Below are 305 nucleotides of genomic sequence, written 5' to 3'. Positions count from 1 at the left end.
GGTGATCCAAGTGGGGATGATGATAACGATGGTGTACCAAATTACTTAGATGACGATCCAGCCGACCCAATGGTAGGTGATGTAAATGGCATGGTAGAACCAGCGTACGATAATGACAATGATGGTATAAGTAACCATTTAGACCTAGATGCAGATAACGATGGTATCTATGATACAGTAGAGACAGGAGGTACTGATGCAGATAACAATGGTATAGCCGATGGCACCCCAGATCCAGTCACAGGAATCCCAAGTAGTGCAGGCACAGGTGTAGGAATGCCAACAGATACTGATGGTAACGTCGG

1 pseudogene is annotated in these 305 nt (G+C 45.6%); it reads left to right on the top strand.

The features are described from left to right. Positions 1-305: pseudogene (locus Q0997_RS20360) on the top strand (hypothetical protein); the annotation flags it as partial.

This window comes from uncultured Lacinutrix sp., assembly GCF_947500325.1.
Taxonomy (GTDB): Bacteria; Bacteroidota; Bacteroidia; order Flavobacteriales; family Flavobacteriaceae; genus Lacinutrix.
The sequence above is the reverse complement of the archived record's forward strand: the minus strand, read 5'-3'. Positions and strand labels throughout refer to the sequence as shown.